This is a genomic window from Microbacterium sp. (genome assembly GCF_031179285.1).
Taxonomy (GTDB): Bacteria; Actinomycetota; Actinomycetes; order Actinomycetales; family Microbacteriaceae; genus Microbacterium.
In genome coordinates this window covers 50577-76277 of sequence record NZ_JAPSHY010000002.1, presented here as the reverse complement: position 1 = coordinate 76277, position 25701 = coordinate 50577, and the positions used below count along the sequence as shown (strand labels likewise).

Annotated in this window: 19 protein-coding genes and 1 pseudogene; 12 read left to right on the top strand and 8 right to left on the bottom strand. The window is 68.2% G+C overall.

Features of this window, described 5'->3' with window-relative positions; translation table 11 throughout:
- Positions 1 to 5 precede the first annotated feature (5 nt).
- The 3 genes from RIN18_RS01560 to RIN18_RS01550 all read left to right on the top strand — a co-directional run bounded on the left by RIN18_RS01560 (position 6) and on the right by RIN18_RS01550 (position 4477).
- A complete protein-coding gene (locus RIN18_RS01560; protein ID WP_309102181.1) occupies positions 6 to 776 on the top strand; it encodes an enoyl-CoA hydratase-related protein in 771 nt (256 codons plus the stop codon).
- Between the two features lie 340 nt (positions 777 to 1116).
- Positions 1117 to 2640 carry an ATP-dependent DNA ligase gene (locus RIN18_RS01555; protein WP_309102180.1) on the top strand — a complete coding sequence of 508 codons (1524 nt, stop codon included), beginning with the start codon at positions 1117 to 1119 and terminating at the stop codon, positions 2638 to 2640.
- Between the two features lie 139 nt (positions 2641 to 2779).
- On the top strand, positions 2780 to 4477 hold the full coding sequence (locus tag RIN18_RS01550) for a thiamine pyrophosphate-binding protein (RefSeq protein WP_309102179.1): 1698 nt from the start codon (positions 2780 to 2782) through the stop codon (positions 4475 to 4477).
- A 373-nt stretch (positions 4478 to 4850) separates the two neighbouring features.
- Here the strand turns inward: RIN18_RS01550 and RIN18_RS01545 are convergent.
- The 6 genes and pseudogenes from RIN18_RS01545 to RIN18_RS01520 all read right to left on the bottom strand — a co-directional run bounded on the left by RIN18_RS01545 (position 4851) and on the right by RIN18_RS01520 (position 10769).
- Positions 4851 to 5219: pseudogene (locus RIN18_RS01545) on the bottom strand (VOC family protein).
- Between the two features lie 112 nt (positions 5220 to 5331).
- Positions 5332 to 5964: a response regulator transcription factor gene (locus RIN18_RS01540; RefSeq protein ID WP_309102178.1), complete on the bottom strand. Its 633-nt coding sequence runs from the start codon at positions 5962 to 5964 to the stop codon at positions 5332 to 5334.
- Positions 5958 to 7058, bottom strand: coding sequence for a histidine kinase (locus RIN18_RS01535; protein ID WP_309102177.1), 1101 nt, complete (start codon positions 7056 to 7058; stop codon positions 5958 to 5960). Before RIN18_RS01535 ends, RIN18_RS01540 begins: the two co-directional genes overlap by 7 nt.
- 27 nt (positions 7059 to 7085) lie before the next feature.
- Positions 7086 to 7841, bottom strand: coding sequence for an ABC transporter permease (locus tag RIN18_RS01530; RefSeq protein WP_309102176.1), 756 nt, complete (start codon positions 7839 to 7841; stop codon positions 7086 to 7088).
- Between the two features lie 2 nt (positions 7842 to 7843).
- A complete protein-coding gene (locus RIN18_RS01525; protein ID WP_309102175.1) occupies positions 7844 to 8821 on the bottom strand; it encodes an ABC transporter ATP-binding protein in 978 nt (325 codons plus the stop codon).
- 76 nt (positions 8822 to 8897) lie between these two features.
- On the bottom strand, positions 8898 to 10769 hold the full coding sequence (locus tag RIN18_RS01520) for an FAD-dependent monooxygenase (RefSeq protein ID WP_309102321.1): 1872 nt from the start codon (positions 10767 to 10769) through the stop codon (positions 8898 to 8900).
- Positions 10770 to 10910: 141 nt separating this feature from the next.
- Here RIN18_RS01520 and RIN18_RS01515 point away from each other — a divergent pair, with 141 nt between their 5' ends.
- Positions 10911 to 11615: a helix-turn-helix domain-containing protein gene (locus RIN18_RS01515; protein ID WP_309102174.1), complete on the top strand. Its 705-nt coding sequence runs from the start codon at positions 10911 to 10913 to the stop codon at positions 11613 to 11615.
- A 158-nt stretch (positions 11616 to 11773) separates the two neighbouring features.
- Here the strand turns inward: RIN18_RS01515 and RIN18_RS01510 are convergent, their stop codons facing one another.
- Positions 11774 to 14836 carry a GEVED domain-containing protein gene (locus tag RIN18_RS01510; RefSeq protein WP_309102173.1) on the bottom strand — a complete coding sequence of 1021 codons (3063 nt, stop codon included), beginning with the start codon at positions 14834 to 14836 and terminating at the stop codon, positions 11774 to 11776.
- A gap of 559 nt (positions 14837 to 15395) precedes the next feature.
- On the opposite strand from RIN18_RS01510, the gene RIN18_RS01505 reads away from it, so the two are divergent.
- Positions 15396 to 16310 (top strand): DUF4037 domain-containing protein, encoded by a 915-nt coding sequence (locus RIN18_RS01505; RefSeq protein WP_309102172.1) that lies wholly within the window; start codon positions 15396 to 15398, stop codon positions 16308 to 16310.
- Positions 16311 to 16359: 49 nt separating this feature from the next.
- On the opposite strand, the gene RIN18_RS01500 is transcribed toward RIN18_RS01505, so the two are convergent.
- Positions 16360 to 17739: an MFS transporter gene (locus tag RIN18_RS01500; RefSeq protein ID WP_309102171.1), complete on the bottom strand. Its 1380-nt coding sequence runs from the start codon at positions 17737 to 17739 to the stop codon at positions 16360 to 16362.
- A gap of 143 nt (positions 17740 to 17882) precedes the next feature.
- Here RIN18_RS01500 and RIN18_RS01495 point away from each other — a divergent pair, with 143 nt between their 5' ends.
- From RIN18_RS01495 to RIN18_RS01465, 7 genes are read left to right on the top strand one after another with little or no spacing between them, the layout of a single operon-like run.
- Positions 17883 to 19379 carry a fumarylacetoacetate hydrolase family protein gene (locus RIN18_RS01495; RefSeq protein WP_309102170.1) on the top strand — a complete coding sequence of 499 codons (1497 nt, stop codon included), beginning with the start codon at positions 17883 to 17885 and terminating at the stop codon, positions 19377 to 19379.
- Positions 19376 to 20062: a GntR family transcriptional regulator gene (locus RIN18_RS01490; RefSeq protein WP_309102169.1), complete on the top strand. Its 687-nt coding sequence runs from the start codon at positions 19376 to 19378 to the stop codon at positions 20060 to 20062. Before RIN18_RS01495 ends, RIN18_RS01490 begins: the two co-directional genes overlap by 4 nt.
- The gene (hpaE, locus tag RIN18_RS01485; RefSeq protein ID WP_309102168.1) at positions 20059 to 21600 is read left to right on the top strand and encodes a 5-carboxymethyl-2-hydroxymuconate semialdehyde dehydrogenase; all 1542 of its coding nucleotides are present in this window, start codon (positions 20059 to 20061) and stop codon (positions 21598 to 21600) included. Before RIN18_RS01490 ends, hpaE begins: the two co-directional genes overlap by 4 nt.
- Before the next feature lie 30 nt (positions 21601 to 21630).
- Positions 21631 to 22797 (top strand): 3,4-dihydroxyphenylacetate 2,3-dioxygenase, encoded by a 1167-nt coding sequence (gene hpaD, locus RIN18_RS01480; protein WP_309102167.1) that lies wholly within the window; start codon positions 21631 to 21633, stop codon positions 22795 to 22797.
- Positions 22794 to 23582, top strand: a complete 789-nt coding sequence (locus RIN18_RS01475; protein ID WP_309102166.1) for a fumarylacetoacetate hydrolase family protein — start codon at positions 22794 to 22796, stop codon at positions 23580 to 23582. The genes hpaD and RIN18_RS01475 overlap by 4 nt, the downstream gene beginning before the upstream one ends.
- Complete coding sequence (locus RIN18_RS01470; RefSeq protein WP_309102165.1) at positions 23567 to 24370, top strand: HpcH/HpaI aldolase/citrate lyase family protein; 804 nt, start codon at positions 23567 to 23569, stop codon at positions 24368 to 24370. The genes RIN18_RS01475 and RIN18_RS01470 overlap by 16 nt, the downstream gene beginning before the upstream one ends.
- 50 nt (positions 24371 to 24420) lie before the next feature.
- The gene (locus RIN18_RS01465) at positions 24421 to 25668 is read left to right on the top strand and encodes an MFS transporter (RefSeq protein WP_309102164.1); all 1248 of its coding nucleotides are present in this window, start codon (positions 24421 to 24423) and stop codon (positions 25666 to 25668) included.
- Positions 25669 to 25701 lie beyond the last annotated feature (33 nt).

The following is a 25701-nucleotide window of genomic DNA, read 5'->3' as shown; positions in this document are numbered from 1 at the left end:
CCTGCATGATCGATCTCACCGTCGCCGACGGGGTCGCCACCGTCGTGTTGAACGCTCCGGCGAAACTCAACGCGCTCGACGAGACCGCGCTGACAGACCTCGTCCGAGCGTATGACGATGCCGAGGCGGAAGGAGTGCGTGCGCTCGTGCTGCGCGGCGAGGGCCGTGCGTTCTGCGCGGGGCGCGACATCTCAGGCGTCGATCCCCGGGATGACGACGTGATCGGCTATCTCGGCGGTCTCGTCACTCCCCTGCTGCAGCGCATGTCTCGTTTTCCCGCGCCCACGTTCGCGATCGCCCACGGCCCCTGCCTCGGCGTCGGACTCGGTCTGCTGATCGCGACGGACGTCGTGTACGTCGGTGAGGGCGCGAAGATCGGGTCGCCGTTCGCCGCGCTCGGCGCGACGCTGGACTCGGGCGGACATGCCCTGTTCCTCGAGCGGCTGGGAGCCCACAAGGCGCTCGACCTCATCTACACGGGCCGTCTGATGAGCGGCAGCGAGGCGGTCGCTTCGGGGCTGTTCTCCCGCGTGTTCCCCGACGACGAGGTGGTCGCGGCGACCGAGACCGCCGCCGCGACCGTCGCGCGAGGTGCCACGGCGGCGTTCCTGGCGAGCAAACGCCTCATCGCCCGCATCCGCGATGAGCGTCTCGCGCTCTGGGAATCGATCGACATCGAGAACGCCGCCCAGGCCGCGCTCTGCGACACCGACGACTACCGCGAGGGGTTCGCCGCGTTCCAGGAGAAGCGCAAGCCGGAGTTCCGCGGGCATTGAATGGGCCGACTCTGTCCGGCGCTCAGACCTCGCGCCGATGATTCAGGAAGGATGCCGTCCGAGCCCGGTCCGATGCCCGGTTTTCCGCGGCTGCACCGCTCGGTGGTGCCGGCTTTTCCTGACTCGTGTGCGCCTCCGGCGCGGCGAGTCGGGCCGACAGGCCGTGTCGATCCCGGCATCCGCTTCTACACGCCACGGCCGGTACTGCACGCCACGGAAGAAGGCGAACGTCGGTCCTGACGCCCGACAACCGGCATCTTCCTTCTTCCATCGCTTGCCGGACCCGGGACCTCGGCGCAACCCCTTCGCCGATGTCGGTGGCCGATGCGAGACTTTCGGGATGATGCTCTCCGAGCTGGTCGCCACGGCCGACGAGGTCACGGCCACGTCGTCGCGGCTGGCGAAGATCGACGCGCTCGCCCGGCTGCTCGAGCGGGCCGAGACTGACGACATCCTTCCGCTGACCGGACTTCTGCTCGCGAGCCCGCGCCAAGGGCGACTCGGAGTCGGCTGGCGCGGCATCGCCGCCCTCGACGTCTCGCACGCGGTCGCGGCGACGCTGACGATCTCCGACGTGGATGCCGCTCTCACCGCACTCGCGGCGTCATCGGGCACTGGCTCGAATGCCGCCAGAAGCGCCCGGCTCGGCGACCTCGCATCGCGCGCCACCGCACCGGAATGGGACTTCCTCGCTCGTGCCATGCTCGGCGAGCTGCGCACCGGGGCTCTGGCCGGGGTCCTCGTCGACGCGATCGCCCGTGCGTCCGGGCGTGCACCGGCATCCGTCCGGCGGGCGGCGATGCTGTCCGGCGACCTCGGCGAGACAGCGCTGCTCGCGCTGACCGGAACGGAAGAAGATCTCAACGCCGTCGGTCTGGTGGTGGGCAGACCGGTGCTTCCCATGCTCGCCGCCACCGCCGCGACCCCGACGGCAGCGCTGGAGATCACCGGCGAGGCCTCGGTGGAGTACAAGCTCGACGGAGCCCGCATCCAGGTGCACCGCCGGGGCGATGAGGTCGGCGTCTACACCCGCAGTCTCGCCGATGTCACACACCGCGTCCCCGAGATCGTCGAGATCGTGCGGACCCTTCCCGCCCACGATCTCATCCTCGACGGCGAGACGCTGTCACTCGATGAGGACGGCGGGCCCCGCCCCTTCCAGGAGACGATGTCGCGCTTCGGTGCGGATGTCGCTCGCGAACTGGTGCTCCGCCCCTGGTTCTTCGACGTCCTGCACGTCGACGGGCGCGACCTCATCGACGAGCCGCTGTCGGTGCGCCTCGCAGAACTCGACCGCGTCGCACGAGACTGGCGGATGCCGGGCATCGTCACTGACGACGCCGAGGCAGCCGAGCAGCTCTCCCGCGAGGCTCTGGCCGCCGGGCACGAGGGCGTTGTCATCAAGGCCACCGGCTCGCCGTACACCGCCGGTCGCCGAGGCAAGTCGTGGGTCAAGGTCAAACCCGTGCACACCTACGACCTCGTCGTACTCGCCGCCGAGTGGGGCTCGGGCCGTCGTCGCGGGTGGCTGTCGAACATCCACCTGGGTGCTCTCGATCCGGAAGGCGAGTTCGGAGAACCGGGCGGGTTCGTCATGGTCGGAAAGACGTTCAAAGGGCTGACCGATGAACTGCTCCGCTGGCAGACCGAGACCTTCCCTGCGCTCGAGACACACCGCAGCGGTCCCGCCGTCTTCCTCCGCCCCGAGATCGTCGTCGAGATCGCGATCGACGGGGTCCAGCGTTCGCCGCGCTACCCCGGCGGTATCGCGCTGCGCTTCGCCCGCGTGAAGCAGTATCGGGCCGACAAGAGCGCGGCCGACGCCGACACCATCCTGACGCTTCGCGCGCTGCTCCGCGGCTGAGCGACGCCGCGGCTAGACTGGGAGTGTCCGGCGCAGCGACGCCGGTGCCCGAAAAAGGGGCACGAAGCGCCCAGCGATGATGCGGGGGCGAGACACATACGGATCCCATCGTTCTCCGTCCGTCTCGAAAGGCTTCTCCATGCCCTCCGTCTCCGCTCACGTCGCCCTCACCCTCGCTCAGCACATCGACGCCGTCTTCGGAGTGATGGGCAACGGCAACGCCTACTTCCTCGACGCGCTCGAGAAGCAGACGGATGCCGTCTTCACCGCGGTCCGCCACGAGGCAGGCGCCGTCGTCGCCGCCGACGCGCATTGCCGCGCCTCCGGCCGGATCGCGGCCGCGACGTCGACCTATGGCGCCGGCTTCACGAACACCGTCACGTCGCTCGCCGAGGCGGTGCAGGCGCATGTCCCGCTGGTCCTCGTCGTCGGTGACGAGCCCACGTCGGGTCCGCGCCCCTGGGACGTCGATCAGATCGCGCTCGCGTCGGCTGTGGGCGCCCGCACCTATACCGTGGGACGCGCGGATGCCGCCGCCACCACCGTGATCGCCGTCGAGCACGCCCTCACCTACCGGGTGCCCGTCGTGCTGGCCATCCCCTACGACGTCGCGGCCCTCGACGCCGGCGTGCTTCCCGCGGCTCCGGCACCACGGATCCCCGAACCGCTTGCGCCGAGGGGCGAGTTCGCCGAAGGGATGCTCGACGAGATCGCCGCGGCTCTGCGCGACGCCGAGCGTCCGTTCCTCCTGGCCGGCCGCGGGGCATGGCTGGCCGGCGCTTCCGAGGCGCTCGGAGCGCTCGCCGACGCAACCGGCGCCCTCACGGCATCGTCCGCTCTGGGTCGAGGCGTCTTCCCCGATCCGGACCACGACCTCGGCGTCACCGGAGGTTTCGGCGCGGACGGCGCGATGTCGCTCGTGCGCGAGGCCGACGTCGCCGTGGTCTTCGGCGCCTCGCTGAATCAGTTCACGATGCGTTTCGGTGAATTGTTCGCGCCGGGAACCCGCGTGTTCCAGGTCGACACCGCGCCCACGGCCACGCATCCCCACGTGGGCGGCTTCGTCCGCGCGGATGCGCGCCTCGCCGCCGAGGCGCTCGTCGCGCGGCTCCGCGACGGCGACGACAGCCCGCTCCCGGAAGTGTCTCTGGCGGCATCCACGCACACCCGGGACCTGCCTGCGTGGCGCGACCGCGTCGACGTGTCTGCCGCGCGCTCCTACGATCCGGGCGACGATCTCGCGCCCGACGGCCGACTCGACCCCCGCTCAGCTGCCCGCCGCATCGCGGAGCTGCTGCCCGAAGACCGGGTCGTCGTCTCGGATGGCGGACACTTCATCGGCTGGGCCAACATGTACTGGCCGGTGGCGGCACCCGACCGGATGATGATGGTCGGCACCGCGTTCCAGTCCATCGGACAGGGCTGGCCGAGCGTCGTGGGCGCGGCGCTCGCCCGGCGCGACTCGACGATCGTGTTGACCTCGGGTGACGGCGGCGGCCTGATGGCGATCGCCGATCTCGAATCCGCGGTCCGCGCCGCGGGAGGGCGAGGCATGGCCGTGATCTGGAACGATGCCGCCTATGGCGCCGAGGTGAACCTGTATGGGCTCAAGGGCCTCGCCGAGGGACCGATGCGTATTCCCGAGGTGGATTTCGCGGCATTCGGCGCCGCCGTCGGTGCCGAGGGGGTCGTGGTACGGACGCTGGCGGACCTTGACCGACTCCAGAGCTGGACGCGTGAGGATGCCGCCACCCGTCGGTTCCTGCTGCTGGATCTGCGCATCTCCGGCGACGTCATCGCGCCGTACCAGCAGGAGATCATTCGAGTGAATTCCTGACCATCCTGCTCTTCGCTGTCCGTGACGAGAGAGCATTTCGGGACGCGGGGAGCGCGAGACATCATCTCCCGCTCGAGACACCACGTCCCGCGCGAATCCACACATCCGACGTGAGAAACCACGCCTGGCGTGGTGTCTCACGCTCGAAATGAGGTCTCGCGAGGTTGCCCGCCTCAAGGCATCACGTCCGACGCGAGACACCACCTCTCTCTCGAAACGCAACTTCCCGCTCGAGACACCACTTTCCGCACTAATCCACACATCCGGCGTGAGGAACCACGCGTGGCATGGTGTCTCACGCTCGAAATGAGGTCTCACGGGGCGCCGCCGCGCAGCACCACGCTCAGCGCGAGCCACCATATCCCCGCGGAAGTCAGCCTTCGGCGCTGTCGTCGGGCAGCTGCTGCAGCGTCCAGGTGTTGCCGTCGGGATCGTCGAAGGTGACGAAGCGTCCCCAGGCTTGCTCGTCCACTCCTTCGGCCTCGACGCCCGGCCCGCGCAGCCGCGCGAGCGCCTCGTCGGCATCCGGAACCACGACCTGGATCGTGTTCTGCATCCCGGGCTCGAGATCGCCGCCGAGACCCGTGCCGAATGCGATGGAACAGGCGGAGCCCGGCGGCGTCATCTACACGAATCGCAGCCCGTCGACGGGTGTCTGGTCGTGGTGGGCGTTGAAGCCGACCCTCTCGTAGAACTCCTTCGAGCGATCCACGTCGCTCACCGGCACGAAGATGAGTTCGATCTTTCAGTCCAAGGTTTCACCTGTCTCGGCGGCAGCGCTGCGCTCCGCACGGGACCAAAGCTACGGCGAGCACGCGAAATGCGCCAGGGCCGGGATCAACGGCGGAGTACCCTCAGATCCAGCCCTTGTCGGATGCGATCCGCACGGCCTGAGCGCGGTTCGCCGCTCCGGTCTTGCCGATCCCCGCCGACAGGTGGTTGCGAACCGTTCCGGCCGAGAGGAACACCGCTGAGGCGATCGCGGCAGCAGAGCGCCCGTCCGCTGCCAGGCGCAGAATCTGCTGTTCGCGGTCACTGAGCGGATTCGCGCCGTCGAACAGACTCTCCTCCGCGAGCACGGGATCCACCACGCGAAGCCCGGCGTGCACGCGGCGCACCGCCTCGGCGAGCGTTTCAGCCGGCGTGTCCTTCACGATGAACCCGCTCCCACCGGCATCCAACGCGGAACGCAAGTACCCCGGCCGGGAGAACGTCGTCACGATGAGGACGCGCGTGCTCGGGCTGGTCGCCCGGATCCTGCGCGTCGCCTCCACACCGTCCATTCCAGGCATCTGGATGTCCATCAGCACGACATCCGGCCGCAACTCACCGACCAGACGCACCGCTTCGACGCCGTCCGAGGCCATCCCCTGCACCTCGAGATCCTCCTCGAGGTCCAGCAGGGCGCCCAACGCGCCACGCACCAGGGCCTGGTCATCGGCGATCAGCAGCCGGATGCCGGCATCGCCCTCCGTCGACGTCACCACGACACCTCCACTCGCGTGCCCCGATCGGCGACCGAGGAGAGCGTGAGTGCCGCGCCGGCCGCGGCCGCGCGCTCCCGCATCCCGCGGATGCCGTTCCCGGTGCGGTCGTCCGCCCCGATGCCGTCGTCCTCCACGATGAGCGAACCCGGAGCGATGACCACCCGGACCGATCGCGCCTGCGAATGCCGGAGCGCATTGGTCGTCGCCTCGCGCAGGATCCAGCTCGCCGTCAGCGATTGCACCGGCGACAGCGCGTTCGCTGCGCCCTCGACGCGCATGCCGATCTCGGCCGCCTCCAGTGCAGCCCGACTGGAGGCGAGCTGTTCGAGCAGGGTGGCGCTGCGTGCCCCGGCCACCGAGGTGCGGATCCCGGCGATCGCCTCGGCGGTCAGCGTCTCGATGTCGGCGAGTTCCGCCTTCGCGCGCTTCGGGTCGGCGTCGATGAGCCGGCGCGCGAGCTGCGCCTTCAGTCCGACGACGGTCAGCGAGTGTCCGACGAGGTCGTGCACGTCACGGGCGACGGCCTCGCGCCCCTCGCTCGTCGCGAGCTCCAGCCCGAGTCGCTCCGCCTCGGCCGAGCGGATGATGAGGCCGGTCGAGACGGTGTTCACGACGCCGAGCAGCGTGACGATCGCGAGCACCGACAGATACTGCCCCCCGCCGGGCAGCACGAAGACGCAGAAGGCGGTGGCGGCGATGGCGATGCCGCTCGTGATCCAGTGCCAGGCTCTTGTGAGGCCGTACGACGCGAACGTCATGATGAACGGCAGGAAACTCATCGCGGAGCCACCCTCGGCCGGCACCGAGATCAGGGCACACGCGATGAGCGCCGCGAACGTGATCCACTGCGACGGCGTCGGCCCGCCGAGGACGCCGCCCTGTCGCATCCCGCGGACGAAGCCGGTGATGTACAGGGCGACGAACGTCACCAGCGCCACCCAGCCGATGACGATCCACGCCACGTCGGCATCCGAGCGCAGCAGCGCCAGGACCGGATACACGAGGAACACCAGCCAGATGACCGCCATCAGCCATCCGAACCGTGCCCACGGATCCTGAGAGGCGGAGGGCCGGTCCCGCGCCTGTTGACTCATCCTTTCAACCTACTTGCTCGACGGCGGCTACTGCCGCGCCCTCGACCGCTTCACGCCCACCGCCACCAGCAGTGCGAACACTGCGACCCAGACGGTGACGTTCACCAGCAGCAGCCACAGCTCATCCGTCTGCCCGGTGGTGAGTCGCCCTTCCGTCAGCGGCCACCGACTCAGCGCCACAAACCCATACAGCGGGGTGAAGCGCGCGATGTCGAGCATCACGCCACTCAATGGCATGAACACATTGCCGAAGAAGGCGAAGAACGTCATCGAGATGGATGCGAGAGCGGCCGCCGAGTCCGAGGTGAAGAACAGGCCGACTCCGAGACCGAACAGGCCGTAGATGAGACCGAGCCCCAGGATGATCCCCGCAGTCGCCACCCAGCGCCCGACGCCGTCCACATGGGCACCGGTCAGCAGCCCGGCTGTGAACACCGCGACCAGAGCCAGCGACGCGGCAGCCACCGCTGTCGCGAGCTTGGTCACCGCATACCCGGCGGCGGAGAGCGGTGTCATCGCCAGCTGACGTCCCCACCCCTGTTTCGCTTCGGTCGCAGCGAGGGAGGTGAGCGAGCTCATCGCCACGGCCGTGCCGTAGGCGGCCATCGAGGTCATGACGTAGAACGAGACATTGCCGTTGCCCACGGACTGACTGCCGTAGCCCGCGCTCGCGCCGAACAGCAGATACATTGCCACCGGCATGGCGAGCGTGAATGCGAGGGTGTAGGGGTTGCGCAACTGGCGGACGCCCTCGATGCGCAGCATCGTCGTCGAGATCAGCATGGTCAGTCCTCCGTGAGAGCGGTGAAGGCGGTTTCGAGAGTCGGTGCCGCGATCTCCAGATCAGTCGCCCCGGCGTCCAGGAGGGTTCGGGCGACGGCATCCGAATCGGATGCGCGGAGCGTGATGCGGTCTGCGTCCACCCGGACGTCGATCACGCCAGGGGTGTCGCTCAGCGAGGCGGCGAGCTCCGCCGCCCCACCGCGTGGGATCGTGGCCGAAACGGTCCGCTCGCCCAGACTGGCACGCAGCCGGGCCGTCGGCGCATCGGCGACGACGGTGCCCCGGTGCATCACCACGGTCCGGTGCGCGAAGTGCTCGGCCTCTTCGAGGTAGTGGGTCGCGAACACGATGGTGCGACCGGCGTCGGCGTCGGCTCTCATGACGTCCCAGAAGTTGCGGCGCGCGGTGACGTCCATCCCGGCGGTCGGCTCATCGAGCACGAGGATGTCGGGATCCGACACCATGGCGAGCGCGAACTTCACGCGCTGCTGTTCACCCCCTGAACACTTCGAGACCCGCCGCCGGGCGAGATGCGCGAGATCGGCGCGTGCCATCACCTCCCGAACGCGGGCGAGCGCGGCGGCGCCGTAGAGGGAGGCGATCACCTGCACGGTCTCGTGCACCGTCAGGTCCGAAAGCAGACCGCCGGTCTGCAGCACGGCACCGATCGAACCGCTCGCGGTGGCTGTGCTCGGCCGGCCGCCGAGCACTCTGACCGTTCCCGCGCTCGGATCGGTCAACCCCAACAGCATGTCGAGTGTGGTGGTCTTGCCTGCTCCGTTGGGTCCGAGCAGCGCGACGACCTCGCCGCGCCGGATGCGCAAGTCGACCCCGTCGACCGCCTGCGCCCGGCGCTCTCCGGTGCCGAAGTGACGGCGAACGCCCGTCAGTTCGATGACGACGGGGGCGGTGTTCCGGGTCTCGGATTGCGGCCCATCGGCGCTGGGCGCCGCGGATCCGTTCATGAGAGATGTCTTCATGTATCCAGCGTCGCCGGAAGCCGCTCACCGCACCGGAGGCCGGTGTCATCTCCTCGACATGACACGTGTCATGCCATCACCGCGCGGGCAGCAGCGCTCCCGCGAGGAAGCCCTCGAGCTCCGTCGGCGCGGTCAGCGGAAGCACCGCCGCCACATACTGGTCCGGCCGAACGATGACCACCACACCGTCCCGTGAGAGCTCGCGCTCGGCGAAGATATCTGCGCTCGTCCACACCGTCGGGCCCGCCGCGTAGACCTTCTCCCAGTCGGTGAGCCCGAGGGGGCCGCTCTTCGGCAGGAACAGCGGCGGGGCAGAAGTCACCTCGAACTCGTCGTGGCGCTGCTGGTAGACGGCCTTGACGTCGAACACCGCGTCGGGGTCGGCACCCGCCGGAGTGAACCGGGCCAGGATCGGTTCGGCGGCCTCGGCCCAGGAACGCAGCGCCTCAGCCTCGGTGTCGGCGAAGGCGTAGATCCGCCAGCGTCCGTCGGCCTTCGCGTGGTGACCGAGATGCACGGCGTTGCCATCGCACACTCGCGTCACCTCGACGGACTTGAAGCGCTTGCCGAGGGGGAAGCCTGCGGCGAGCCCCTGATGCTCATCCGTGCCGACGATCGCGGATCGCTCGTACTGCGTCATGAATCCAGAGGGGAACTCGGCCGTCGCGAGATAGTAGGTCGCGAGATCCTGCGGGTCGGAGATCTCCTCCGGCTTCCGCGCCATGAGCGCGGACCATTCGCGGTCGAAGTCGATGAGCTGCTGAGCGACGGGCATGCGCTCGGCGGAATAGGTCGCGAGCAGCGACTCGGGGCTCCGCCCGGTGAGCACGGATCCCAGCTTCCAGCCGAGGTTGAACCCGTCCTGCATCGAGACGTTCATGCCCTGACCCGCCTTCGCGCTGTGCGTGTGACATGCGTCGCCGGTCAGGAACACGCGAGGAGTGCGGCCGGAGCCGTCGATCACGTCGTCGAAGCCATCGGTCACACGGTGCCCGACCTCGTACACGCTGTGCCAGGCGACCTGCTTCACATCCAGCGAGTAAGGATGCAGGATCGCGTTGGCCTTGCGGATGATCTCTTCGATGGGTGTCTGCCGCACCTGATGGTTGTCGTTCTCGGCCACTTCACCGAGATCGATGTACATGCGAGACAGGTAGCCGCCCTCGCGGGGGATGTGCAGGATGTTCCCCGCCGCCGAGTTGATCGCGCATTTGGTGCGCCAGTCCGGGAAGTCGGTGTTGACCACCACGTCCATCACGCCCCACGCGTGAGCGGAGAACGCTCCGACGTGCTGACGTCCGATCGCGTGGCGGACGCCGCTTCGCGCCCCGTCGCAGCCGGCGACGTACTTGGCCCGGATCATGCGCTCCTCGCCGGCGCGCTCCCCCGTGGCGTATCGCAGCCGCGCCTCCACCGGATGCTCGCCGGAGTCGTGCACCGTGAGACCGGCGAACTCCACCCCGTAGTCGGGAACGATGCGGCCGGGTCCGTTCGCTGCGGCTTCCGCGAAGTAGTCCAGCACGCGCGCCTGATTCACGATCAGGTGCGGGAACTCGCTGATCTTCAGCGCGTAGTCCTCGGTGCGCGAGGTGCGGATGATGTTCTCGCGGTTCGCCGGATCCGGACCCCAGAAGTTCATCCACCCGATGTTGTAGGCCTCGGCGACGATCCGCTCGGCGAATCCGAAGGCCTGGAAGGTCTCGACGCTGCGCGGCTGGATGCCGTCGGCCTGGCCGAGCACGAGACGTCCTTCACGGCGTTCGATGATGCGGGTCGAGATGTCGGGATACTGCGACAGCTGTGCGGCGAGAAGCATGCCGGCGGGGCCGGATCCGACGATGAGGACGTCGATCTCGTCGGGGATGTCTGCCGGACGATCGACTCCGATCCCGGCGGCATCCTGCACGCGCGGATCTCCGGAGACGTAACCGTGGTGGTGGAACTGCATCGTCGTCGATTCCTTCCGGACTGCATCGTTCGGGTGTTGCACTCGTCCCGATCCTGTTCTATATTCGAACAGACCGTTCTACTATTGAACACCAGAGTACGCGCGCCCCGTCGCGCGCACAAGCCCGCCGAGGGAGGCGACATGGACGCGCCGTCGACGCCCGCATCGCAGACGCTGAGCCGCGGAATCCGCATCCTCGAGATCCTCGCCGACGCGCGCACACCTCTCGCGATCGACGAGATCGCTTCGCTGCTCGGCGTGCACCGATCGATCGCATACCGGCTGCTGCGCACCCTCGAAGACCACGGACTCATCGGGCGAGACGCCGCGGGCGCCGTCAGTCTCGGCGCTCGCATGGCGGCGCTCGCCGCGGGCGTCGCCCATGACCTGCAGGCCGAGGCGTTTCCCGAACTGACGGCCGTCGCGAATGAGCTCGGTATGACGTGCTTCCTCGCCGTCCTCGACGGCAGCGAGTGCATCACTCTCGCGAGCATCGAGCCACGACACGCCGTCGCCACGGTGGCGCAGCGGCCCGGCGCCCGGCACCCGGTGACCGTCGGTGCTCCGGGAAAGGCGATCCTCGCCCAGCTTCCGGCGAGCGAATGGCAGCCGGATGCGCCGGCGCAGCTGCGCACCGAGGTCGCGGCCACACTGGCCCGCGGCTACGCCACCAGTCACGACGAGGTCATCCCCACCGTGCAGTCAGTGGCGGTCCCGCTCGCGTTGCGTGGACAGCGTCCCGCCGCGATCGCCGTCGTGCACGTGGCGACCGAACTCGACGACGCGGCGATCGCCGCTCGGCTCCAGCGCTCGGCAGCCGTGATCCGCGACGCGCTCGACGGCTGAAGAGAACCGATAGCCGGCGAGACGGAGCACACGGGCGGGGTGGTCGGCGCTGGCGGCGAACCTCGCGGGACGAAGCGGATGCGGCGATGAATGACGACCCTCACCCGGCGCTCGGTCGCGCCGGGTGAGGGTCGTCGTGGCTAGCTCAGCTTCGCGGGCTACTCAGCAGCGACGCTACCGGTGCGGCGGCGGAGCATCACGAGGATCGCGCCCCCGACCAGCAGCCCGACGCCCGTCATCAGCACCCAAGCAGCGATCTCACCGCCGGTTGCGGGCAGCGGTGCCGCTCCCGCGGACGGTGCCACGGCATCGACGACCGCGGTGGAAGAACTCGACGTGATGGAGTCACCCGTCGGCGTGGTGCCGCTGACGGTAGCCGTGTTCGACAGGGTGCCACCACCGGCAAGGTCGGCTTCCACCACGGTGTACGTGGCTGTGCAGGCAGCAGCCTCACCGGGATCGAGAGTCGCTGATCCTTCCGGGCAGCTGATCGACGACAGATCACCCTTGCCGTTGAAGTCGCCCTCGTTGACCGCCGGATCAGTGATCGTCACGTTCCCCGTGTTCGTCACGATGAACGTGTAGGTCACGACCTGTCCTACCGCCACGATCCGCTCGACGTCCGCCGTCTTCACGACCGACATCGCAGGGAGGGGGTCAGTCGTGACGATCGACGTCGACGGCGTGGAGGGCTCGGTGGGCTCGCCGCTCGGCGTCGTACCTGTCGCTGTGGCGGTGTTCGTCAGCTCACCGGAATCGACATCCGCCTGCGTCACCTCGTAGGTGGCCGTGCAGGTGATCTCATCCCCGGGTGCCAGCGTGTCCCCCTCCGGACAGGTGACCGCGGAGAGCTCGCCCGTACCGGAGAAGTCGATCTCGTTGACCGTCGGGTCGGTGATGGTCACATTCCCCGTGTTCGAGACCACGAACGAGTAGGTCACCGTCTGTCCGACGGCGGCGGCGACGACGTCCGAGGTCTTGACGACGGTCAGGCCCGCCGCCTGGTCGATCGGAATCACTGACGTCGACGGTGCCGACGAGACCGCATCGCCCGCAGGATCGACGGCGCCGGCTGTCGCCGTGTTGCTCAGCTCGCCGCCTTCGTCGATGTCAGCCTGAGCCGCACTGTAGGTCGTCGTGCAGACGGTGAACTGTCCGGGAAGGAGCGTGTCCGTCGGGCAGACCACTGCAGCCAGATCACCCGCACCCGTGAAGTCCGTCTCGTTCACCGCGACGTCATTCAGAGTGACGTTTCCCGTGTTCGTGACGAGAAACGAGTACGTCACATCCTGACCGGCGGCGACGAGGGAATCCGTGTCAGCGGTCTTCACCACAGTCATCGCCGGCGCTGCGATGCTCGGAACCGTAACCGCTGACGGCGGCGACACCAGCGGCGGCCCCGACGGCGGCGTGGCGGTCGCCGAGGCGGAGTTCGTCAGGCTTCCCGCATCGACATCTGCCTGCGTGAGCGTGTACTCGGCGGTGCAGACCACCTGCGCACCGGGGGCGAGCGAAGCAGCGCCTACCGGGCACGAGACCACCGGCGCATCACCGGTGCCGGTGAAGGACACCTCGTCGACCGCGACGTTCGACAGCGTCGTGTTGCCGGTGTTCGTCACGACGAACGAGTAGTCGATCTCCTGCCCGGCAAGGAATTCACCGGCTTCCGAGGGCGTAGCGGACTTCACGACCGAGAGCCCCGGGGCGGGCGGGATCTGAACGACCGTCGTCGAGGACGGAGAGACGGGCGTCGGACCACTCGGAGGCGTCGCCGTGGCAGTCGCGGTGTTCGAGATCGAGCCCGCGTCGACGTCTGTCTGCGTCAACTCGTACGTCGCCGTGCACGTGACGCTCGCTCCCGGTGCGAGCGAGGCCGCCCCCGCCGCGCAATCGACGTCGGAAAGTTCGCCGGCTCCGGTGAAGTCTCCTTCCACGACCGTGACGTCGGCCAGAGTTACGTTGCCGGTGTTGGTCACGAGGAACGAGTAGGTGATGTCATCGCCGACGGACGAAGCAGCGGCAGGGGTCGCGCTCTTCGCGACGGTGAGGCTGGACAGCACGGGTACCGCGACGAGGTGATCCTCCACCTCGCCGTCGGTGGCCGAGCCGAGTGCGCGCTCATCTCCGGGCGTGGCACCGTCATCGACGAGCAGATCGGTGGTCAGTCGCAGACGCATCATGTAGTCGGCGTCGCCCGTGAACCTCGGCTGGCCGGCGAAGGTGAGTTCTGCACTCGTCGAACCAGGGGCGACGAGCGCGGAGACGAACTCGGTCGCGTCGAAGCGGCCGTTGGCGTCTGCATCGATCCACCCGTAAAGCGTCGCAGTCTCGCTGGTGGGATTGGCCACCGTCACGGGCACGGTGACGGTCGCGGCGCCTGGGCTGAACGAGAGAGCACCGAGAGAATCTTCGTCGTTCGGAGCGCCCGCGGTGTCGTCGCCGGTCGCGGTCGCATTCGGCGCCCCGTCCCACTCCGCGTCGCGGTCCAGACCCAGCACCGGACCGACGGCCAGATGCGCCGGGCCGTTCGCCGCGAATGAGGTCCCATACGACTCCGGGGCGTCTCCGTAGTCCTCGCAGGGCAGTCCGCCGGTGAAGGAGAAGTTGTCGACGAAGAGTCCGGTGTTGAATGCCGATGGGGCGACCTGGTTCTGGATGCGCACCGTGGCGGACGTGCCCGTCGCCGTGAACGTGTGCTCGAAAGTCGACCAGGCGACGGTGAAGGCCGGGGCCTGGGGTGTGCCGTACGCCCCGTTGCGGACGGCGTTGGAAGACGGTGCGAGGGTGGTCACCGTCGAGAACGCGCCGCCTTGACTGAGCTGAACCGTGCCGCTCGAGCTTCCCGTCTCCATACCGCTGTAGTCAAGCGAGAAGGTGTACTCCGCACCTGGGGTCAGGTCCGTGAACGTCTGCTGGATGGTGCTGGGAGCGGTGCCCCAGAGGTCGAGGCTCTGCGCCCCGTCGCTGGCGTTGCTGTAGTAGCGCAGGAGGTCGATCGTTCCCGCAACCGTCTGCCAGCCGCTGATCGTCGCCTGACTGGTGCGGTACTGGTTGTAGCCGCCGACGTAAGCGTCACCGGGCTGCGGGTTGGCCGGGTCTTGGATGTTCGGGCTTTCGAACGATCCGTTCGTGGCGATGCTGCAGTCGCTCGGAGCCGCGAACGCCGCTTCGGGCGCGATGGCGGACTGCAGCGCAGTGATCCCGAACGCTGTAGACGTCACCAGCAGAGCGCTGGAAACGCCTGCGAGCAACCGGCGAAGCGTGGGCCGCTCCCGTCGCTTCACTCCCGACAAACGAACAGCTTCGCCTCGATAGGTACGCAAGCCTCATCCTCACTCTGTGATTGACGTCGATTCCAGGACGCCCCCGCTCCCCCACAGAGCATGAACGAACTCAGTCTGGCGGCAAGCAAGTCCCCCGCGCAACATTGCTTCGCTCGTGCCGTCGTAGCGAGGAGGCGGCTGCGATCGCCCCGCGGCTCCAACACTCGGCGACCGCCGTCTGCGGGACGCCCGATGGCCGACGCGTACGGATGGTCCCGCGATGGTCGATCCGCATCTGGAGATGCCGCGGCTCCCGCGGTTACCCTCTTCGTCTATGGGCGATGAGGCATCTTCGGGCGATGGGGCGACGTCAGGTCTGGCGCTCGCGAGAGAGTTCTACAGGCGAGTGGTTGCTGCGCTGGTCCAGGTGCCGCACGCCGCTTGCCTTCTCGGGGAGGGGTCGGAGGTTCTCGGATTCGACACGCGGCGTTCGCGTGATCATGAGTGGGGTCCCCGCGTGCAGATCCTGGTGGCTGCGGAGCATGTCGGCATGGTGCGCCAACGCGTCGCCATCGGACTCCCTTCCCTTTTCGACGGATTCGAGACCGAATGGTTCTCGCTCTCCGCGGGCGCAGTGACGCATCACGTGCAGGTGTCGACGGTAGACGACTGGATCGTCCGGACACTCGGACGAGACCCTCGCCCGCAGATGGATGCCGCGGAGTGGCTGGGTCTGCCGCAACAGCGGCTTCTGAACGTCACCGCCGGCGAAGTCTTCCGCGACGACATGGGCGAGCTGACACGCATTCGGCAGCTCCTGACGTGGTACCCGCGCGATGTGTGGACATGGATGATGCTTTCGAACTGGCACTTGGTCGGTGAGATCGAGCCGATGCGGGGCCGATGCATCGAGACCGGCGATGCAATCGGCGAACGGCTGCTCACGGCCAGACTGTGCCGCCTGCTCATGGAACTGGCTTTCCTGCAGGAGCGCCGGTACTGGCCGTACGGCAAATGGTTCGGTGCTGCCTTCCAACGACTCGATGTCGCTGCCGCCCTGTCCGAGCCGCTGCAGCGAGCGCTCACGGAACGAGAGTCCGAGGCGACGCGGTCTCTTAGGAAGGCCGTCGCCGTTCTCGGACATCGCCAGAGCGAGTTGGGTGTCGGCGGGTCCGTCACCCCTCGATACGGGCCGTTCGACGTCGGCATCAACGGCGCCGTTCGCCCCTACGAGGTTTCCAACGCCGGTGAGTATGTCGCCGCGCTCCGAGAGGCGATCAGCGATCCCCGCCTACGAGATCTCGTGCAGGTCGGCGCCATCGATCAGCTGACTCATGCCCACGACGCCGTCGTCACCCACACCGACTGGCCGGCTCGACTCACCGACCAGTATCGAGAGGCCATGCGACGAGGAGCTCCATCCGGCGAGTGAACGCCGGATGGAGCTCCTCGCTCTTTCGGAGCCTTCGAGCGGAGGAGGATCAGACCTTGGCGAGCCCGTAGACGGGGCTGACGGTCTGCTCCTCCTCGTGGTCCGGGCCGAGCGGGATGCCGGAGCGATCGCGCAGCAGCATCGTCGCGACGAGCCCGAGCAGCGTCATGCCCGCCAGGTACCACGTGACGGCATCCGTCGACCCCGTCGCCTTCACGATCGCGGTCGCGATGGTGGGCGCGAACGCGCCTCCGGCGATGGCGCCGATCGCGTACGAGATCGATACGCCGGAGAAGCGGATGCTGGCGGGGAACAGCTCGGTGTAGAGCGCCGCCTGCGGGCCGTACGTGAAGCCCAGACCGATCGTGAGGATGGCGAGCCCGGCGAACAGCAGCCCGATGTCACCCGTGTTCACCAGCGGGAACAGGGCGAAGACGCCGACGAGCTGCAGCACCCAGCCGATGATGTACGTGGTGCGGCGGCCGATCCGGTCGCACACCCATCCGGCCAGCAGCGTGGAGACGAGCCAGGTGACGGCCGAGCCTGCGACCGCCCAGAGCACCGGTCCGCGCTCGAGGCCGATCGGGCCCTCGGGGTTCGTGGCGTATCCCTGGATGTATCCGCCGGTGGTCATGTAACCCACAGCGTTGTTTCCGGCGAAGACGAAAGCGGCGATGATCACGAGGAGTGCGTGCTTCTGGAACAGCTGCACGATCGGCATCCGCGCCTTCTCCTTGCGCTCGGCGAGCTCGGTGAAGACCGGGCTCTCCTCCACCTTGCGGCGCACGTAATAGCCGACGAGGATCAGCACGACGCTGAGCAGGAACGGGATGCGCCACCCCCATGCGAGGAACTGGTCACCGGGAGCGATGACGGTCATGAGCGCCATGACGCCCGACGCCAGCAGCAGTCCCAGTGGCACGCCGATCTGGGGCGAGGCTCCGAAGATGCCGCGCTTGGCCTTGGGCGCGTGCTCGACCGCCATGAGCACGGCGCCGCCCCACTCACCACCGGCCGAGATGCCCTGGAGGATCCGCAGCAGCACCAGCAGGATGGGAGCCGCGACTCCGATGGCCTCATATGTCGGCAGGACGCCGATGAGCGCGGTCGCCACGCCCATCAGGATCAGCGTCCACATCAGCACGGTCTTGCGCCCGAGCTTGTCGCCGAAGTGCCCGGCGAGGAAGGCGCCGAGCGGGCGGAACAGGAAGCTGACGCCGACGGTCGCGAATCCGATCAGCGCGCTGTTCTCGCCCAGCGGCGCGAAGAAGAGCTGACCGAAGACGAGGCCGACGGCTGTGGCGTAGATGAAGAAGTCGTACCACTCCACCGTGGTGCCGACCACGGTGGCGAAGACGACGCGGCGACGGTCTGCTGCCGTCGCGATGGTGCCGGTGGGCGTGAACCCACCGTGTGACTGCCCGCTCATGGGGTGTCTCCTTTGGTTGTGACCGCATTGTCACGGCTTGCACTGTCGAGGTGTCCGAGTTGCTTGCCGAGGGGTGAACCGATGATATATGATTTCGAATACGACGCACAAGGCGTCAATAACGAGCGCGAGGAGGCGCCTCCGTGACGGAACCCATCCCCCGGCCCGGCAAGATCATCGCGATCCACCTCAGTTACGCTTCTCGCGCCGATCAGCGCGGTCGGCGCCCGGCGGCCCCGTCCTACTTCTTCAAGCCTGCGAGCTCGGTCGGCGTCTCGGGCGGCACTGTCGAACGTCCTGCAGGCACGGAACTGCTCGCCTTCGAGGGAGAGATCGCGCTCATCATCGGCACCCCCGCGCGGCGCGTGCCGCTGGCGGACGCCTGGTCCTACGTCCGCTGGGTCACCGCGTCGAACGACCTCGGCCTCTACGACCTCCGCGCGAACGACAAGGGCTCGAACGTCCGCTCTAAAGGGGGCGACGGCTATACCCCGCTCGGCCCCGACCTCATCGACGCCCGCAACGTCGACCCCGCAGCCATTCGCGTCCGCTCCTGGGTCAACGGCGAGCTCCGCCAGGACGACACGACCGGAGGACTCATCTTCCCCCTCGCACAGCTGGTGGCCGACCTCTCGCAGCACTTCACCCTGGAGCCGGGAGATGTGATCCTCACCGGTACGCCTGCGGGGTCGTCCGTGATCGTCCCCGGAGACGTCGTCGAGATCGAGGTGGACGCGCCCGCTGCTGCGGGTGCCCCGTCCTCCGGGCGGCTCGTGACCACCGTCACGCAGGGCGACGTCCCCTTCGACGGAGAGCTCGGATCACTGCCGGCTGTCGACGACCTGCAGCGTGCCGAGGCCTGGGGGTCGCGCGAAGCGGCGGGCCTCCCCGAACCGGCAGAGAGCTCACGCGAGGCCGCCGGGCTTCCTGCGAACACGAGTGCCGCCGGCCTCTCCCCCGAATTGCGCGCGAAGCTCCTCGAGGCGCCGACCGCAGGCCTCTCCGCGCAGCTGCGCAAGCGCGGGCATCTCGCCTGCTTCATCGACGGTGTCTCGGCGAACATCCCGGGGACGAAGATCGTCGGCACGGCAAAGACGCTGCGGTTCGTGCCCTTCCGCGAAGACCTCTTTCGGAGCCATGGCGGCGGATACAACGCACAGAAGCGCGCGTTCGATGCCGTGAACGAAGGCGAGGTCATCGTGATCGAGGCGCGCGGAGACGACACGACCGGCACTCTGGGTGACATCCTGGCGCTTCGCGCCAAGACGCGGGGAGCAGCGGGGGTCGTCACCGACGGAGGCGTGCGCGACTACGACGCCGTCGCCGAGATCGGGCTTCCTGTCTTCTCCCGCGGCGCTCATCCCTCTGTCCTCGGTCGCAAGCACGTGCCGTGGGACGTCGACGTGACGATCGCCTGCGGCGGAGCGACGGTGCAGCCCGGCGACATCATCGTCGGCGACGGCGACGGCATCGTCGTCATCCCCCCGTCGCTCGCCGAAGCGGTCGCCGACGACGCGCTCGCTCAGGAGGTCGAGGACGCCTGGATCGCCGAGCAGGTCGCCGCCGGGAACGCCGTCGACGGCCTGTTCCCGATGAACGCCGAGTGGCGTTCCCGATTCGAGGCCGAGACGGGCCGATGACCGCCGTCGCCGCTCTCAGCAAGTCCGAGCAGGCCTACGCCTGGATCGGCTCACGCATCGCGGCGCACACGTTCGGTCCCGGCTACCGACTGGTGCTCGGTCCGATCGCCGAGGAGCTCGGCATGAGCGTCGTGCCGGTGCGCGAGGCCATCCGCCGCCTGGAGGCCGAGGGGCTGGTGACCTTCGAGCGCAACGTCGGCGCGCGCGTCACCCTGGTCGACGAGAGCGAGTACGCGCACACCATGGAGACTCTCGGCCTCGTCGAGGGCGCAGCCACCGCGCTGTCCGCTCCGCTGCTCGATGAGGAGGCGCTCGCAGCGGCCGAAGAGGTCAACGACCGGATGGCGCGCCTGCTCGACCACTTCGACGCCCACACGTTCACCACGCTCAACCGGCAGTTCCACTCCGTGCTCTTCGAGCCCTGCCCGAACCCGCATCTGCTGGAGCTCGTGCACCGCGGGTGGTCGCGCCTGTCCGGTATCCGCGACTCGACGTTCGCGTATGTGCCCGGTCGAGCGACGCACTCCGTCGAAGAGCACGCCCAGATCCTCGACCTCATCCGATCAGGCGCGGAACCGCTCGAGATCGAGCTCGCCGCCCGCAACCACCGCTGGCGCACGAAGGACGCGTTCCTCGATGCGCTGCACAACCGTCCCCGCCACGCTCCAGGAGGAGAATCATGACCGATTCCCGCATCCCCGCCGATCTTCCCGATCACATTCAGCACTACATCGACGGCGCCGTCGTCGACTCGGTCGACGGCGACACCTTCGACGTGCTCGACCCCGTGACCAACCAGACGTACACGACCGCCGCGGCCGGCAAGAAGGCCGACGTCGACCGCGCGGTCGCGGCGGCGAAGCGGGCGTTCGATGAGGGCCCGTGGCCGCGGATGCTGCCGCGCGAGCGCAGCCGGGTGCTTCACCGCATCGCCGACATCGTCGAATCTCGCGATGCGAGACTCGCCGAGCTCGAGAGCTTCGACTCCGGCCTGCCGATCACGCAGGCTCTCGGACAGGCCCGACGGGCCGCCGAGAACTTCCGCTTCTTCGCCGACCTGATCGTCGCGCAGGCGGACGACGCGTTCAAGGTGCCCGGCCGCCAGATGAACTACGTCAACCGCAAGCCGATCGGCGTCGCGGGCCTCATCACCCCCTGGAACACGCCCTTCATGCTCGAATCGTGGAAGCTCGGCCCCGCGCTCGCCACCGGCAACACCGTCGTGCTGAAGCCGGCCGAGTTCACCCCGCTCTCGGCATCGCTGTGGGCAGGGATCTTCGAGGAGGCAGGACTCCCCCAGGGTGTGTTCAACCTCGTCAACGGCCTCGGGGAAGACGCCGGCGACGCCCTCGTCAAGCATCCGGACGTCCCGCTCATCTCCTTCACCGGAGAGAGCCGCACCGGCCAGATCATCTTCGGCAATGCCGCTCCGTTCCTGAAGGGACTCTCGATGGAACTCGGCGGCAAGTCGCCCGCCGTCGTCTTCGCGGATGCCGACATCGAAGCCGCCGTGGACGCGACGATCTTCGGCGTCTTCTCGCTGAACGGCGAGCGCTGCACCGCGGGAAGCCGCATCATCGTCGAGCGCTCGATCTACGAGGAGTTCGTCGAGCGCTACGCGGCGCAGGCGAAGCGCGTGAAGGTCGGCTACCCGCACGATCCCGACACTGAGGTCGGTGCGCTCGTTCACCCGGAGCACTACGACAAGGTGATGAGCTACGTCGAGATCGGCAAGACCGAAGGCCGCCTCGTCGCCGGCGGCGGGCGCCCCGAGGGCTTCGAAGAGGGAAACTTCGTCGCCCCGACCGTCTTCGCCGACGTCTCGCCCGACGCCCGCATCTTCCAAGAGGAGATCTTCGGTCCCGTCGTCGCGATCACACCCTTCGACTCGGACGACGAGGCCCTGGCGCTGGCGAACAACACCAAGTACGGCCTCGCCGCCTATATCTGGACGAACGACCTGAAGCGCGCCCACAACTTCGCGCAGTCCGTCGAGGCCGGCATGGTGTGGCTGAACAGCAACAACGTGCGCGACCTGCGCACCCCCTTCGGCGGCGTCAAGGCTTCCGGCCTCGGGCACGAGGGCGGCTACCGCTCGATCGACTTCTACACCGATCAGCAGAGCGTGCACATCACGCTGGGCGGCGCCCACAACCCCACCTTCGGCAAGACGTCGACGCACGACGACGTCGCCGAGGCGGCGGAAGACGCCGAGAGCTGATCGCACACGAACCCGAGCAAGGACGCTGACATGACGAACCGCCAGGACATGACCCTCACCTCTTCGGGCTTCTACGTGAGCCAGGAGGCGCCCATCCGCCCCGATAATCCCACGGCGACGCCGACGAGCACACCGCCCGACATCCTGCGCTGCGCCTACATGGAGCTCGTGGTCACCGACCTCGCGGCATCCCGCGTGTTCTATGTCGACGTGCTCGGGCTGTACGTCACCGAAGAGGACGACGAGGCGATCTACCTCCGCTCCACGGAGGAGTTCATCCACCACAACCTGGTCCTGCGCAAGGGACCTGTCGCCGCAGTCGCTGCGTTCTCGTATCGGGTGCGGACCCCCGAAGACCTCGATCGCGCCGTCGAGTTCTACACCGAGCTCGGCTGCGACGTGCGCCGCAACGAGAACGGCTTCGTCAAGGGCATCGGCGACTCCGTGCGCGTGGTCGATCCGCTCGGATTCCCGTACGAGTTCTTCCACCAGACCGATCATGTCGAGCGGATGTCGTGGCGTTATGACCTGCACATCCCGGGCGAGCTCGTGCGGCTCGATCACTTCAACCAGGTGACTCCCGACGTTCCGCGTGCGGTGAAGTTCATGCAGGACCTCGGCTTCCGTGTCACGGAGGACATCCAGGACGAGGAGGGAACGGTGTACGCGGCGTGGATGCGGCGAAAGCCCACCGTGCACGACACCGCCATGACCGGCGGCGACGGGCCCCGGATGCACCACGTGTGCTTCGCCACGCACGAGAAGCACAACATTCTCGCGATCTGCGACAAGCTCGGCGCGCTTCGGCGTTCCGACGCCATCGAGCGCGGCCCGGGCAGGCATGGGGTCTCGAACGCGTTCTACCTCTACCTGCGCGACCCCGACGGCCACCGGGTCGAGGTGTACACGCAGGACTACTACACCGGCGACCCCGACAACCCGGTCATCACCTGGGACGTGCACGACAACCAGCGCCGCGACTGGTGGGGTAATCCCGTCGTCCCGTCCTGGTACACCGACGCCTCGCTCGTGCTGGATCTCGACGGCAACCCGCAGCCGGTCGTCGCGCGCACCGACAGCTCGGAGATGGCCGTGACGATCGGCGCCGACGGCTTCTCGTACACGCGCCCGGACGAGGGCGAGCAGTCCATGCCGGAGTGGAAGCAGGGCGAGTACAAGCTGGGCCACCAGCTGTGACTCTCTCCGCCGAGGTCATCGACCGCATCGCTGCGGAGCTCGCCGAGGCCGACCGCGCCCACAGCGTGATCCCGCGCATCACCGCGCGGTACCCGGACGCCACGGTGGAGGATTCGTACGCGATTCAGGGTGTCTGGCGCGATTCGCAGATCGCCTCGGGACGGCGCCTCATCGGGCGCAAGATCGGACTCACGTCGAAGGCGATGCAGCAGGCGACGGGCATCACCGAGCCCGACTACGGCGTGATGTTCGACGACACCGTGTACGAGTCCGGGGCCGACATACCGGTCGATCACTTCTCGAACGTGCGCATCGAGGTCGAGCTCGCCTTCGTGCTGAAGTCTGCTCTCGAGGGCCCGGACTGCACGCTCGATGACGCCCTGGCCGCCATCGACCACGCCGTTCCGGGCCTCGAAATCCTCAACTCGCACATCGAGTTGGAGGGCCGCACGATCGTCGACACGATCAGCGACAACGCCGCCTACGGCGCGATGGTGCTCGGCGGTGTGCGCAAGCGCCCCGACGAGATCGATCTGCGCTGGGTGCCGGGACTGCTGTTCAAGAACGGCGAGATCGAGGAGACGGGTGTCGCCGCCGGAGTTCTCAATCATCCGGCCACCGGCGTCGCATGGCTCGCGAACAAGTTCCACCAGCACGGCGCGCGGCTCGAGGCCGGCGAGATCATCCTGGCAGGATCGTTCACACGCCCGATGTGGGTGGCGCGCGGCGACGAGGTGCTGTGCGACTACGGACCGATGGGAACGATCGAATGCCGCTTCGTCTAGCGCCGTCCTTCCGCGAACAGCTCGCGGAAACCGAGCGTCCTGTCATCGGGATGTGGGTGTGCTCGGGCAGTCCCCTCCTCGCCGAGGTGGCCGCCGGTTCCGGGCTCGACTGGCTGCTGATCGACATGGAGCACTCCGCGAACACGCTCGAGTCGGTGCAACTGCAGCTTCAGGCGGTCGCGGCCTATCCGGTCACTCCCCTCGTGCGGGCACCCTCGAACGATGCCGTCGCGATCAAGCAGATCCTCGACCTCGGTGCCCAGAACCTCATCGTGCCGATGGTGTCCTCGGCCGCCGAGGCACGCGACGCCGTCGCGGCGACGCGCTACCCGCCGCTCGGCGTGCGCGGGGTCGGCAGCGCCCTGGCCCGAAGCGCCCGCTGGAATCGGGTGGACAGGTACCTGCTGGAGTCGGCGGCCCACACCTCGCTCACGGTGCAGATCGAGACGGCCGCAGGGGTGGATGCCGCTACCGAGATCGCCGCGATCGACGGCGTTGACGCGGTGTTCGTAGGTCCCGCTGATCTGTCCGCATCGATGGGGCTTCTCGGGCAGCAGACCCATCCGGAGGTCGTCGCGGCCGTCGAGCGGGTGTTCGAGGCGGTGAAGTCGGCGGGCAAGCCCGTGGGTGTCAACGCCTTCGACCCCTCCGCGGCAGACGCGTACCTCGCCGCTGGCGCCGATTTCGTGGCGGTGGGCGCCGACGTCGCTCTCCTCGCCCGCGCGTCGGAGGCGCTGGCGGCACGCTTCATCCCGGCATCCGACGCGTCGGATCGCGAGAGCTACTGACAGGAACCCGCATTCGCCCGTGCGGCCCGGGAGCGTGCGAGGATGGCGGGATGCTGGATTCCCGACGCCCGTCGATGATGCGCAGTCTCGGGGCGATGCAGGATCGGAACTTCCGCTGGTTCTTCCTGGCCCGCGCGATCACACTGATCGCAGGCTCCATGTCATCGATCGCTCTCGCGTTCGCGGTGCTCGAGATCGACAATGACGCCCGATCGCTCTCGCTCGTGCTCGCCGCCTTCACCGTCAGCAACATCGTGTTCATCCTGTTCGGCGGCGTCGTCGCCGACCGTCTGCCCCGCGCACTGATCATCCAGTGCTGCTATGTGATCGACATCCTCTCCATCGGCGCGATCGCCGCTCTCCTTTTCACCGGAACGGCCACGGTCCCTTTGATCGCCCTGCTCGCGGCGGTCAACGGCGCCTCCAGCGCGTTCGTCCTCCCGGCGATGCAGGGCATCATCCCGCAGCTGACCTCGCCGGAACACCTGCAGCAAGCGAACGCCATGCTGTCGTTCGTGCGCTCAGCGGTGACGATCGGCGGTCCGGTCATCGCCGGCATACTCGTCGCGACGGCGGGACCGGCATGGGCGATGGTGGCGCAGGCGGCCGGCTGGATCCTCGCGATCCCGATCCTCGCGCTCGTGAAGCTGCCGCCGCCCGCCCACGCCGGCGGCACGACGATGTTCCACGACCTACGCGTGGGCTGGCAGGAGTTCTGGAGTCGCTCCTGGCTCTGGGCGATCGTGCTCGCCTTCATGATCATGAACGCGATCCACGCGGGGGCGTGGGGCGTCGCAGGGCCCTACATCGCCAAGAACAACGATCTGCTCGGCATCGCCGGCTGGGGCTGGGTGGTCAGCGCCGAAGGCGTCGGGGTGCTGCTGATGACGTTGATCCTGATGTGGTACCCGCTGAAGAAGCCGCTGCGCTACGGCATGATCGGAATGGCGGCGTTCGCGATCCCGCTCACGGTGCTCGGCGTGCACCCCGCGATCGTGCTGCTCGCGATCGCCGCGTTCATCGCCGGAGCCGGTGCCGAGGTCTTCAGCACGGGCTGGAACCTCGCGATGATGGAGAACATCCCGGGCGAGAAGCTCTCGCGCGTGTCGAGCTACGACATGCTCGGCAGCTTCGTGGTCATACCGATCGGCACCCTCGTCTACGGCTGGCTCATCACGCAGGCCGACGCCGCGACCGTGCTGCTCGTGTCGGGCATCGTGTACGCCGTCGTCGCGGTTGCCACGCTCTTCGTGCCGAGCGTCTGGCGCATGGGGCGACCCTCCGGTGCGCCCCTCTGATCGCGCCCGACCTGACCACGCAGCCCGGCCGGC

What these genes read in the sequence shown, in the direction of transcription:
- RIN18_RS01520 (WP_309102321.1), bottom strand. Translation starts at nt 10,769, where the DNA reads ATGCAGTTCCACCACCACGGTTACGTCTCCGGAGATCCGCGCGTGCAG.
- RIN18_RS01470 (WP_309102165.1), top strand. Translation starts at nt 23,567, where the DNA reads ATGCCGCTTCGTCTAGCGCCGTCCTTCCGCGAACAGCTCGCGGAAACC.
- RIN18_RS01555 (WP_309102180.1), top strand. Translation starts at nt 1,117, where the DNA reads ATGATGCTCTCCGAGCTGGTCGCCACGGCCGACGAGGTCACGGCCACG.
- RIN18_RS01525 (WP_309102175.1), bottom strand. Translation starts at nt 8,821, where the DNA reads ATGAAGACATCTCTCATGAACGGATCCGCGGCGCCCAGCGCCGATGGG.
- RIN18_RS01535 (WP_309102177.1), bottom strand. Translation starts at nt 7,058, where the DNA reads ATGAGTCAACAGGCGCGGGACCGGCCCTCCGCCTCTCAGGATCCGTGG.
- RIN18_RS01515 (WP_309102174.1), top strand. Translation starts at nt 10,911, where the DNA reads ATGGACGCGCCGTCGACGCCCGCATCGCAGACGCTGAGCCGCGGAATC.
- RIN18_RS01530 (WP_309102176.1), bottom strand. Translation starts at nt 7,841, where the DNA reads ATGCTGATCTCGACGACGATGCTGCGCATCGAGGGCGTCCGCCAGTTG.
- hpaD (WP_309102167.1), top strand. Translation starts at nt 21,631, where the DNA reads ATGACGAACCGCCAGGACATGACCCTCACCTCTTCGGGCTTCTACGTG.
- RIN18_RS01550 (WP_309102179.1), top strand. Translation starts at nt 2,780, where the DNA reads ATGCCCTCCGTCTCCGCTCACGTCGCCCTCACCCTCGCTCAGCACATC.
- RIN18_RS01560 (WP_309102181.1), top strand. Translation starts at nt 6, where the DNA reads ATGATCGATCTCACCGTCGCCGACGGGGTCGCCACCGTCGTGTTGAAC.
- RIN18_RS01490 (WP_309102169.1), top strand. Translation starts at nt 19,376, where the DNA reads ATGACCGCCGTCGCCGCTCTCAGCAAGTCCGAGCAGGCCTACGCCTGG.
- RIN18_RS01465 (WP_309102164.1), top strand. Translation starts at nt 24,421, where the DNA reads ATGCTGGATTCCCGACGCCCGTCGATGATGCGCAGTCTCGGGGCGATG.
- RIN18_RS01500 (WP_309102171.1), bottom strand. Translation starts at nt 17,739, where the DNA reads ATGAGCGGGCAGTCACACGGTGGGTTCACGCCCACCGGCACCATCGCG.
- hpaE (WP_309102168.1), top strand. Translation starts at nt 20,059, where the DNA reads ATGACCGATTCCCGCATCCCCGCCGATCTTCCCGATCACATTCAGCAC.